Source organism: Pseudomonas sp. CM27, assembly GCF_013179515.1.
GTDB lineage: Bacteria > Pseudomonadota > Gammaproteobacteria > Pseudomonadales > Pseudomonadaceae > Aquipseudomonas.
Genome location: NZ_JABMCN010000226.1, coordinates 1 through 10,225, shown reverse-complemented (window position 1 = coordinate 10,225; position 10,225 = coordinate 1). Strand labels below are relative to the sequence as shown.

11 protein-coding genes are annotated in these 10,225 nt (G+C 63.3%); 6 read left to right on the top strand and 5 right to left on the bottom strand.

Annotation, left to right across the window (positions count from 1 at the left end):
* The 6 genes from HP547_RS23065 to HP547_RS23040 form a co-directional block, all read left to right on the top strand.
* Positions 1 to 871, top strand: an 871-nt coding sequence (locus tag HP547_RS23065) for an MFS transporter (protein WP_172287570.1), incomplete at its 5' end; no start/stop codon positions are given.
* Between the two features lie 51 nt (positions 872 to 922).
* Positions 923 to 1,585 carry an RraA family protein gene (locus HP547_RS23060; RefSeq protein ID WP_172224676.1) on the top strand — a complete coding sequence of 221 codons (663 nt, stop codon included), beginning with the start codon at positions 923 to 925 and terminating at the stop codon, positions 1,583 to 1,585.
* 296 nt (positions 1,586 to 1,881) lie between these two features.
* A complete protein-coding gene (locus tag HP547_RS23055; protein WP_172287572.1) occupies positions 1,882 to 2,994 on the top strand; it encodes an MFS transporter in 1,113 nt (370 codons plus the stop codon).
* Between the two features lie 27 nt (positions 2,995 to 3,021).
* A complete protein-coding gene (locus HP547_RS23050) occupies positions 3,022 to 3,678 on the top strand; it encodes an alpha/beta hydrolase (protein ID WP_172287567.1) in 657 nt (218 codons plus the stop codon).
* A 126-nt stretch (positions 3,679 to 3,804) separates the two neighbouring features.
* Entirely contained in the window at positions 3,805 to 5,160 is a 1,356-nt protein-coding gene (locus HP547_RS23045; RefSeq protein ID WP_172287565.1) for an MFS family transporter, read from the top strand.
* Positions 5,161 to 5,172: 12 nt separating this feature from the next.
* Entirely contained in the window at positions 5,173 to 6,216 is a 1,044-nt protein-coding gene (locus HP547_RS23040) for a hydroxyacid dehydrogenase (RefSeq protein WP_172287563.1), read from the top strand.
* Positions 6,217 to 6,268: 52 nt separating this feature from the next.
* Here the strand turns inward: HP547_RS23040 and HP547_RS23035 are convergent, their stop codons facing one another.
* The 5 genes from HP547_RS23035 to HP547_RS23015 all read right to left on the bottom strand — a co-directional run.
* Positions 6,269 to 6,838: a TetR/AcrR family transcriptional regulator gene (locus HP547_RS23035; protein ID WP_172232676.1), complete on the bottom strand. Its 570-nt coding sequence runs from the start codon at positions 6,836 to 6,838 to the stop codon at positions 6,269 to 6,271.
* A gap of 184 nt (positions 6,839 to 7,022) precedes the next feature.
* Positions 7,023 to 7,838, bottom strand: a complete 816-nt coding sequence (locus HP547_RS23030; RefSeq protein ID WP_172227345.1) for a CoA ester lyase — start codon at positions 7,836 to 7,838, stop codon at positions 7,023 to 7,025.
* Positions 7,835 to 8,677, bottom strand: a complete 843-nt coding sequence (locus tag HP547_RS23025; protein WP_172227346.1) for a MaoC family dehydratase N-terminal domain-containing protein — start codon at positions 8,675 to 8,677, stop codon at positions 7,835 to 7,837. Before HP547_RS23025 ends, HP547_RS23030 begins: the two co-directional genes overlap by 4 nt.
* A 14-nt stretch (positions 8,678 to 8,691) precedes the next feature.
* The gene (locus HP547_RS23020; RefSeq protein ID WP_172227348.1) at positions 8,692 to 9,621 is read right to left on the bottom strand and encodes an electron transfer flavoprotein subunit alpha/FixB family protein; all 930 of its coding nucleotides are present in this window, start codon (positions 9,619 to 9,621) and stop codon (positions 8,692 to 8,694) included.
* A partial coding sequence (locus HP547_RS23015; protein ID WP_172287561.1) for an electron transfer flavoprotein subunit beta/FixA family protein occupies positions 9,621 to 10,225 on the bottom strand: 605 nt, incomplete at its 5' end. The genes HP547_RS23015 and HP547_RS23020, both read right to left, overlap by 1 nt.

Here is a 10,225-nt window from a genome sequence, read left to right as displayed (position 1 = left end):
CCTGTGCGCCGTGATCATTTCGGTGTGGGGCTGGCGCGAGGTGTTCTACTTCTTTGCCGTACCCGGGATCCTGCTGTCAATCGCCTGGTACTTCATGGTTGCCGATCACCCCTCCAGGAGCCGCTTCGTTAACCAGGCCGAGTTGGACTACATCAGCGAGCCGGCAGGGACCGGCGGCACCGGAACCGCGGCAAGCAATACCGGGCGACCTGAAGTACGCAGCTTTGCTCGGCTGGATGCCTTCATTCGTCGACGCGAAATACCGCAGCTTGAAACCCGTCGCCAGGTGTTCGGCTCCTGGCAGATATGGGGCAGCGCGCTGAGCTACTGCTTCCAGCTGGGCGTGTCCAGCGTGCTGCTGGCCTGGATCCCGACTTATCTGATGACCGTCAAGGGCTTCTCGGTAATGAACATGGGCCTGGTCTCGGCAGCGCCTTGGGTCGGCGCCGTGTTGGGCAACCTGCTGGGTGGCTACTGCTCGGACCGCTTGCTGGCCGGACGGCGCAAGCCCGGGATGCTGCTGTCGGCCCTGGGTACCTCGGTGATGATGTACCTGTTGATCAACTCGCCTGCCGACCCATTGGCCTATGGGCTGCTGCTGATGGCCACGGGTGTGGTGCTGAGCCTGGGCTTTTCGTCCTATATGGTTTACCCAATGGCGCTGGCCAGCAAGCAGACCTTCCCGATTGCCAATGCCATCGTCAACATGGTTGGCCAGTTGGGCGCCGCAGCCACGCCATTCCTGACCGGTCTATTGCTCGACAGCTACGGCTGGAGCTACGTCTTCTCCTACCTGGCGATCGGTTCGTTCGTCAGTTTCGTGTTGCTGCTGACCATTATCGAGCCGGTCCCCAGAACGGCAGAGTCCTGAGGTCTTGCGCTGCACAATCTTTTATTTGATCACCGTACCAAGGAGCTGCTGATGAATACCGAAGACAAAGAACTGGTTGCGCTGTTCGAGGGCCTCGATACCCCCGGCGTATCGGATGCCATGGACAAGCTGGGCCTGCCAGGGCACTGTTTTGGCGTGATGCCGCTGGCCGATTACAAGCAAGTCGTGGTCGGCCCTGCATTCACCGTCCGCTATGTGTCCGCTAGCGTACCTCCCGGTACCGTGGGTGACTTCATCGAAGAGGTGAGCGAAGGCGATGTGGTGGTGATCGACAATGACGGCCGCACCGATTGCACCGTCTGGGGCGACATCATGACCCAGTACGCCGGCTCGCGAAAGATCGCCGCGACAGTGATCGATGGCGTCTGCCGCGATGTCAGCAAGGCTCTGGGTGACGGCTACCCGCTGTTCACCAAGGGCCGTTTCATGCGTACCGGCAAGGACCGGGTCGAGGTTGGCGCGGTCAACGAGCCGGTGTCCATCGGTCAGGCGCGGGTCTGCGCTCGGGATATCATCGTGGCCGACGCCAATGGCGTAGTGGTGGTGCCACGCGGGCGTGCCGGTGATGTCGCCCAGCTTGCCCGCCAGATCGAAGCCGTGGAGGCCGATATCCGCGCCGCCATCAGCCAGGGCAAGACCTTGAAGCAGGCCCGCGAGGACCTCGGTTACCACACCCTGCAGCGCAAAGGTTAAGCGCCTTTGGCAGGCCCGCTTCGCGCGAAGCGGGCCTGCTGGATTGGCCGCTATTGAACGCCGCATCACCGCTCTTTCCGGCATGGCTGAAATGCCCGGATTCAATAGCAGCCGTTTGCCCATACCATTAGACTTGCGCAGCCGCACTATGCGTTTTGCGCGCATCAGTGCCCCTCTACACGTTGGCGACGGTAAGCACCGACGTCGATCTCCTGCGCACATGAAGGCCGTTTGTGAACGCTGCTCTATGTCTCCCCGGACCCATCGGCATCCTTTGCCTGGGGGTACTCCAGATCATGGTCTGGGGTGGGTCTTTCTTTCTTCTGGCAGTCATGGGCGAGCCGATCCTGCGCGAGACCGGGTGGGATGGCCATTGGGTCTACGGCGCGCTGTCGCTGGGCTTGATGGTGTCTGCACTGCTGGCGCCACTGTCGAGCCGCTTGGTCGCGCGCTACGGTGGGCGCCGGCAGTTGGCCGCGAGTGGAGTCGTGGTGGGGGCGGGGCTGTTGCTCGTCGCCAACGCACACAGCCTGCAAGTGTTCCTGCTGGCCTGGGTGGTGATTGGCGTCGGCATGGCCATTGGTCTTTACGAAGCCCTGTTTGCCACCCTCGGCGCCTTGTATGCCGAGCGGGCGGGCAGGGCGATCACTGGCATCACCTTGATTTCCGGTTTTGCCACCACGATCACTTGGCCGCTGGTGGCGTACGCCATCGACCAGTTCGGCTGGCGGGTCACCTGTACCGCCTATGCACTTATGCTGATTGTCGCGGTCGCGCCGCTTTACCTCTGGGTACTGCCTGCGGGCCCGCACGGGGCCACAAGCAAGCCTGTGGCGGCGGCGACCGACGTCAGCGTCGACCGGCGTTTGTACCTGTTGCTCATGTGGATCTTCGCGTTCGGTGCGATCATCATGACCGCTGTTTCGGTGCAACTGGTGGCAGTGCTGCATGGGTTGGGCCATAGCCTGGCCACGGCAATCGCGCTGAGTGCGCTATTAGGGCCCAGCCAAGTGGCTTCGCGCGTGCTGCAGATCGTCGCCCGCAAACGACACCCGATCTGGACCGCCCTGGTGTCTTCAGTATTAGTGGCGGTGGGCGTGGCACTGGTTGCCCTGGCGCCTGGCGCAACGGCACTGGGGTTGTTGCTCTACGGCTGCGGCAACGGCCTGCGGGCCATCGTCCGGGGTTTGCTGCCTCTGGCGCTGCTGCCGCCGGCGCAGTACGTGGCGCTGATGGGCAAGATGTCGCGGCCTTCGCTGATCGGTCAGGCGCTGACGCCGCTGGTCGGTGGCTACCTGCTTCAGCAGTTTGGCGCCATGGCTGTGCTGGCAACACTCGCTGCCTTGGCCGTCGTCAATGTCGTGCTGGTGCTGCTGGTCATGCGCTCACTGCCGGGCCGGCCCGTGTGAACGCCAACCATCGAGGAGACAATTGCAATGTCACAATTGGACCGTGAAGAGCTGCTGATCGATGGCCCAGTGGGCAAGCTCCACCTGCTGCTCGATCATCCATCAACCTCAGCGAAGGGGGTGGCTATTGTTAGCCATCCGCAACCACTGTTGGGCGGCAGCCCCCGGCACACCGTGCCAGTGACCCTTGCCCGGCAGTTGTGTGCCAGCGGCTGGCTGGTGGTGCGGCCGAGTTTTCGTGGGGTGGGGTCAAGCGAGGGCAGTCATGATGGCGGCATCGGCGAGACTGCGGACAGCCAGTCGGTGCTCAAGCACATGGCTGGAATCATGCCAGGGCGGCCCATCGCCTTGATCGGTTTCTCTTTCGGCGCCCATGTGTTCGCAAGGCTGGCCTGCGCATCGGTCGGAGAGTTCGACGCCTTGGCCCTGCTGGGGCTGCCGGTCGGCGATGTACCGGGGGGCCGCCATTACCCGGCGCCGGACCTGCCCGACGATTGCCTGCTGGTGCACGGCGAGTGTGACCAGATGGCGCCCCTGGTCAGCCTGATGGACTGGGCCGCTGGCGAGCACCGCCGCGTATCGGTGTACGCCGGCGCCGACCACTTCTTCAAAGGCTGCCTGAGCCGGGTCGCAGAAGAAGTCTGCCGCTATCTGCAGGACAAACTGCCCGAAAGCCCGGTGTAGATGGCCATGCCTGCCAGGCATAGCTGTTAGACCCGAGGCGCCTCTTCCCCCAAAACGAAGCTATGCAAAGCTGTACCCGAGTTGGCACAAAAATAACAACAAGGGTAAGCGATCATGAATGCAGACATGAGCACGGCACGTCCGTTGACGCGCAAAGAGCGTACAACCGCAATTGTGGGCGTGTGTTCCGGCAACCTGGTGGAGTGGTACGACTTCTTCATCTATGCCTACACCTCCATCTACTTCGCATCACTGTTCTTCCCCGCTGGCGACCAGACCAGCCAGCTGCTGGCGACGGCCGGCATCTTTGCCGTCGGCTTTTTCATGCGCCCGCTGGGCGGCTGGATCTTCGGCTATATCGCCGATACCCGGGGGCGCAAGATCTCGATGATCATCTCGGTGTTCATGATGTGCGGCGGCTCGTTGATGATCGCGGTGATGCCCACGTATGCCACGGTGGGTGTCGCCGCGCCGGTGCTGCTGGTGATCGCGCGGCTGATGCAAGGGTTGTCGGTGGGCGCCGAGTACGGCACTGGCGCCACCTACATCAGCGAGGTATCCCGCGCCGGGAAGCGCTCGTTCTACGGCTCGTTCCAGTACATGACGATCATTGCCGGGCAACTGCTGGCGCTGCTGACGGTAGCGGTACTTCAACTGGTGCTGTCGGAACAGGACCTGAAGGCCTGGGGCTGGCGGGTGCCGTTCCTGATCGGCGCGCTGGCTTCGATCGTGGTGGTCATCCTGCGCCGCACCATGCGCGAGACAGCCACTGAAGCAGGGATGAAGAGCAAGGAATCCGGCTCGCTCCGGGGCCTGATGCAACACCGGCGTGCGGTGCTGCTCACCTTCACCATCACCATCGGCTGCTCGCTGTACTTCTATACCTTTACCGCGTACATGCAGAAGTTCCTGGTAGTGAGTGTCGGCATTCCGGCCCCCACGGTCAGCATCATCATGGCTTGCGCATTGGTGATCTTCATGCTGGCGCAGCCGGTGTTCGGCATGCTCGCAGACAAAATCGGCGTGCGCCGCAACATGATCTTGTTCGGCCTGCTGTCCACTTTCCTGGTTATCCCGTTGCTGTCCGCGATCAAGACAGTGCAGGACCCGCTCGCAGCGTTTGGGCTGGTGCTCGCCGGTTTGCTGATTGCAGCTTTCTATACACCGGTCACCGGGGTGCTCAAGGCCGACTTCTATCCACCGACTGTGCGCGCACTGGGTGTGGGCCTGCCTTACGCCGTAGGGGCCGCGATGTTCGGCGGTTCGGCCGAGTATGTGGCGCTGTCCTTCCGCTCTGTGGGAATGGAGCAGTACTTCTACCTGTACGTGGCGGCCATCGGCGCCATCACCCTGGTGTCGGCCTTGTTGATGCCAGACCTGGGCAAGCATGGTTATCTCGATGGCGACGGCAAGGTTGAGGAGAACATCGGCGTACGCAAGTTCATGGGGCGTAAATCCCTCCCTACCCACCCCAGCCATTGAGGCGAGGCGAGCATGACTGCTGAAAGGAAAAAGATCGTGCGCTTCGACGTCTGGTATCACCCGGTGATGGCCCAGACGTTCGAGGCTTCGCCAGGTGTCGTGCTGCAAACCGTTGCCCGTGACCAGTCGCCTGGCGTCATCCTGCAGGCGCTGCGCAGTTGCCAGGTGTTTCAGATACCCTCGGCGCGGGACGAGCTCCCACCGCAGTGGCGTATTACCGAGGCGCTGCTCGGGCAGTTGCCTGACCTGCTTTGTGTCTCTACCAATGGTGCAGGCTTTGACACGGTGGATGTCGAAGCCTGCACTCGCGCGGGTGTCCTGGTCGTCAACCAATCGGGCGCCAACGCCCAATCGGTGGCCGAAGCCACGGTGGGGTTGATGATCGATTGCGCGCGGCGGATCAGCGAATCGGACCGGCGCTTGCGCCGCGATCGCGGCTTTTCTCGCGAAGACCTGATGGGTAGCGAGTTGTGCGGCAAAAGCTTGGGTCTCATCGGTATCGGTGAGATTGGTACACGTGTCGCGCGCATAGCCCAGGCCCTGGGCATGCAGGTCCTGGCCCATGATCCCCTGCTGAGCGCGGAACAGATCGGCCAACGGGGCGCTACCAGTTGCACGTTGCAGAGCCTGTTGCAGCACAGTGATGTAGTCTCGCTGCATTGCCCACGTCTGGCCTCGACCTTGAACCTCATGAACGCGTCGGCTTTCGCAGCGATGCGCAAAGGGGCTGTATTCATCAACACTGCACGTGGCGGCTTGCATGACGAGGTCGCCCTTTATGACGCGTTGGCCTGCGGTCATCTTGGCGCTGCGGGAATCGACGTTTGGGACCAAGAGCCGCCTGCGCTGGATCATCCTTTGCTTGGCCTTGAAAACGTGGTCGGCCTGTATCACACCGCAGGCGTCACGCGCGAGGCGCGCAAGCGCATGGGCGCGTGGGCGGCAGAGCAGATTCTGCAGTTGCTGCGCGGGGAGCCGGGGCCACGCATGGTCAATCCGCAGGCGTTTGAAGCGTTCCGGCAACGGCTAAGGGGCAAGGATCATCGCGATACCTAGTACCGCTTGCAGCGTGCTCTGGCGGGCGCTGTTCCGCCAGAGACGGCTTAGGTCAGTGATCGGGCTGTAGCAAGGCATTGCACATCCGCAAGATGTGCTGCTCGATCCAATTTTCATCGAAGACCGTATTGCCAACCCGCAGACTGTTGCCGCTCTCGATGATCGCCAAGATGGCAACGACAGTTCGGGCAGGGTCGCTCACGCGGTACAGGCCTAGAGCGCACCCCCCCTCGATAATCTGGCGGAGTGGCTCGGCCAGTTGCCCCATTGCCCGCTCCAGCCAGAGCCGGTGGCGGTCGTCCAGGTGCCTGACTTCGTGACGAAGGACCATCTCCTCCTGGGGAAGGGCCACTTGCCGTGCCAGCGCAAAACGCACATAAGCATGCAGAGATTGAGGTTGGGCGCCGTTTTCCCAGGCCTGCTTGCGGCGTTCGATGATCTCCAGCACCACATTGAGCAGCAGATCCTGTTTGCAATCGACGTGATGGTAAAGGCTGCCGGGAAGAATGCCGACGCGCAGGGCCAGCTTTCTCATGGTCATGGCGGTATAGCCAATCTCGACCATCAGTTCGGTTGCAGCCTGGGTCAGGGAGGAGGGACAGGCACGGGCGGCTTCAAGCATAGGCCGGCAACCTCGAAAGTGCTCGCAGCACCTGGCAGAGCAGGCGTTTGCAGTGGCGCCGGGGCCGGGGTGTACCAGTGAGCAGACACATGTGGCACCTCTCTGGATAGGTGCCCCCGGTACCGCTCACCGCTGCGCGTCAGAACAGAGGTGGTGTGCGGTGCCGGGAGCGATAACGGAGGCTTCAGCCGGCTTGGAGCAGCATGGCCCGGGCGCGAAGGATCACGGGGGCGTCGACCATCTGGCCATCGAGGGTGAATACGCCGGCGCCAGTTTCAGCGTGTTCAACCACCCGCTGCGCCCAGTCCAGCTCGGCTGCCGAGGGCTTGAGCGCGGCGTGAATCACGTTGACCTGGCCAGGATGGATGCACAGAGCGCCGGCAAAGCCCATGTCCCGGGCGAAACGCACCTGGCGCTGCAGCCCGTCGGTGTCCTGAATGGCCGGGAACACGCCGTCCAGCGGCGCGGCCAGCCCGGCGACCCGGCTGTGCAGCAGCACCGCGTAGCGGGCATGGCCCAGCACCTGTTCGGCAGCGGCGCTGCCGGTGTTCAGCCCGAGGTCCAAGCCCAGGTCCAGGCTGCCAAACGACAGCCGATCGACGCCTGCTGCAGCCGCCAGGACGGGCAGGGCAGCCAGGCCCTTGGCACTTTCGATAATCGGCCACACCGCTTTGCCGGTGGCATGCACGCGCTCGATCTGGCCGACGGTTTCGGCCTTTGGCAGCAAAATGCCGACGACCCCGGCGTGGCGCTGGCACAGCGCCAGGTCGGCCTCATGGGCCCAGTGGCCTGGCGCGTTGACGCGCACCAGCACCTGGGCTTGGGATTGGTCGCGGAGAAACAGCTCAAGGTTGTCGCGCGCTTGTTCCTTGAGCGCTTCCTCAACGGCATCCTCGAGATCGACGATGACGCGGTCGGCGCCGCTGGCCAGGGCCTTGGGAATGCGCTCTGGGCGGGTGGCCGGTACAAACAGCGCGCTGCGTACGATTTCTGTATTCATGAGCGTGCCCTCTGGACGAATTCAATTTCGCCTACCTGCGCCTGGCCTGCCGGATTGCCCGCCCAGAGCTGCGCTTTGCCGTCGCCGGTCAGCCGTCCGCCGACCTCGAACGCATCCGGGCAGATCAGCGGGCGCACACCCCGATAGCTGAAACGGCGTACGCTCAACTGCGGATTGGCCCGCACGAAGGCGCGAAGGTTCAGCGTGGCGATCAGCGGACCGTGAACCACCAGCCCCGGGTAACCTTCGGTTTCGGTGACATATGGCCAGTCGTAATGGATGCGATGACCGTTGAAGGTCACCGCCGAATAGCGGAACAGCAGGGTAGGATCTGGTTGAACGTTTTCACTCCAATCGCCGTGGGGCATCGGCTCGGTGCCGCCAAGCTTGGGTGGCGAGGGCTCGCGGTAGACGATGTCCTGTTCTTCGACCAGGGCCCGCTGCCCATCCTGCACGTACTCATGCTGCACGGTGACGAACAGCAGGGAGCCGGTGCGCCCGTGCTTTTCCTCGACATTGAGGATGGTCGAGCGGCGGGATACCTGGGCATCGACCCGCAGCGGGCGCATGAACTCCATGCGCCCCCCGGCCCACATGCGGTTGCGGTTGTCCGCCGGCGGCAGAAAACCGCCCCGGGCTGGGTGGCCGTCGCCACCCAGCCCGGCCGCTTCGACCGGCTCCTGGAAAAACGCCCAGTGCCAGAGCGCGGGCAAGGCGTCGCCAGGGGCGGGAGCCGGCTCGCTCAAGGTAGCGGCAATACGCTTGACGAGGTTATGGCTGATGCGGTCATGGACGGTCTCGCTGCGGCCGATCCATGTTTGGAGTGCGGGTGAGCTCATTTTCTTATTGTCCTTTACAGCGTCGAAGTCAGTGCCGGGACGATCTCGAACAGATCGCCGACCAGGCCGTAATCAGCTATCTGGAAGATAGGTGCCTCTTCGTCCTTGTTGATAGCGACAATGACCTTGGAGTCCTTCATGCCGGCCAGGTGCTGGATAGCGCCGGAGATACCCACGGCGATGTACAGCTGCGGCGCCACGATCTTGCCGGTTTGCCCGACCTGCATGTCGTTAGGCACGAAGCCTGCGTCCACCGCGGCGCGCGAAGCACCGACCGCAGCGCCGAGCTTGTCGGCCAGGCTGTACAGGTGCTTGAAGTTGTCACCGTTGCCCAGGCCCCGGCCGCCGGACACCACGATCTTGGCGGCGGTCAGTTCGGGGCGCTCGGACTTGGCCAGCTCTTCGCCGACAAATGCCGACAGACCTGCATCTGCAGCCCCCGCCAGCGCCTCGATTGGCGCGCTGCCGCCTTCTGCCGGCGCGGCTTCAAACCCGGTGGAACGTACGGTGATGACCTTGACCGGAGCACTGGATTGCACCGTGGCAATGGCATTGCCGGCGTAGATCGGACGCTTGAAGGTGTCTGCGGACTCGACCGAAATGATCTCTGAGATCTGGTCGACATCCAGCAGCGCGGCCACCCGCGGCAAGAGGTTCTTGCCGTTGCTGGTGGCCGGGGCCAGCACATGGCTGAAGTCGCGACCCAGGTTGGCCACCAACGGCGCCACGTTTTCCGGGAGCTGATGGGCGTAGGCAGCATCGTCTGCGAGCAGCACTTTGGTCACCCCAGCGCACTGCGCGGCGGCGAACCCCACACCGGCCACGTCCTGGCCGGCTACCAGCAGCGCGATGTCGGCGCCGATCTGGCGGGCGGCGGCCAGGGTGTGCAGCGTAGGGGCGGCGAGGGTGTGATTGTCGTGTTCAGCAACTACCAGAATGCTCATCAAATCACCTTCGCTTCGTTTTTCAGCTTCTCGATCAGTTCGGCCACCGATTTGACCTTGATGCCCGCGCTGCGGGCAGCCGGGGCTTCAACCTTGAGGGTCTTGTTGGTGGAGGCCAGTGATACGCCCAGCGCGTCGGGAGTGACCATTTCCAGCGGCTTCTTCTTGGCCTTCATGATGTTCGGCAGTGACGCATAGCGCGGCTCGTTCAGGCGCAGGTCGGTGGTGACGATGGCTGGCATGTTCAGGGCCACCGTCTGCAGGCCGCCGTCGATCTCACGGGTAACCTCGAGCTTGTCAGCCGCCACGGCGACCTTGGAGGCAAAGGTGCCCTGGGCGTAGCCGGTCAGCGCGGCAAGCATCTGGCCGGTCTGGTTGTTGTCACTGTCGATGGCCTGTTTGCCGAGGATCACCAACTGCGGCTGCTCCTTGTCGACAACGGCTTTCAGCGCCTTGGCCACGGCCAGGGAATTCAACTCGTCAGCGGCTTCGACCAGGATGGCCCGGTCGGCACCCAGGGCCAGGGCAGTACGCAGTTGCTCCTGGGCAGTGGTCGGGCCGACGGAAACCACGACGATCTCGGTCGCAACGCCTTTTTCCTTCA

What these genes read in the sequence shown, in the direction of transcription:
- HP547_RS23060 (WP_172224676.1), top strand. Translation starts at nt 923, where the DNA reads ATGAATACCGAAGACAAAGAACTGGTTGCGCTGTTCGAGGGCCTCGAT.
- HP547_RS23055 (WP_172287572.1), top strand. Translation starts at nt 1,882, where the DNA reads ATGGTCTGGGGTGGGTCTTTCTTTCTTCTGGCAGTCATGGGCGAGCCG.
- HP547_RS23050 (WP_172287567.1), top strand. Translation starts at nt 3,022, where the DNA reads ATGTCACAATTGGACCGTGAAGAGCTGCTGATCGATGGCCCAGTGGGC.
- HP547_RS23045 (WP_172287565.1), top strand. Translation starts at nt 3,805, where the DNA reads ATGAGCACGGCACGTCCGTTGACGCGCAAAGAGCGTACAACCGCAATT.
- HP547_RS23040 (WP_172287563.1), top strand. Translation starts at nt 5,173, where the DNA reads ATGACTGCTGAAAGGAAAAAGATCGTGCGCTTCGACGTCTGGTATCAC.
- HP547_RS23035 (WP_172232676.1), bottom strand. Translation starts at nt 6,838, where the DNA reads ATGCTTGAAGCCGCCCGTGCCTGTCCCTCCTCCCTGACCCAGGCTGCA.
- HP547_RS23030 (WP_172227345.1), bottom strand. Translation starts at nt 7,838, where the DNA reads ATGAATACAGAAATCGTACGCAGCGCGCTGTTTGTACCGGCCACCCGC.
- HP547_RS23025 (WP_172227346.1), bottom strand. Translation starts at nt 8,677, where the DNA reads ATGAGCTCACCCGCACTCCAAACATGGATCGGCCGCAGCGAGACCGTC.
- HP547_RS23020 (WP_172227348.1), bottom strand. Translation starts at nt 9,621, where the DNA reads ATGAGCATTCTGGTAGTTGCTGAACACGACAATCACACCCTCGCCGCC.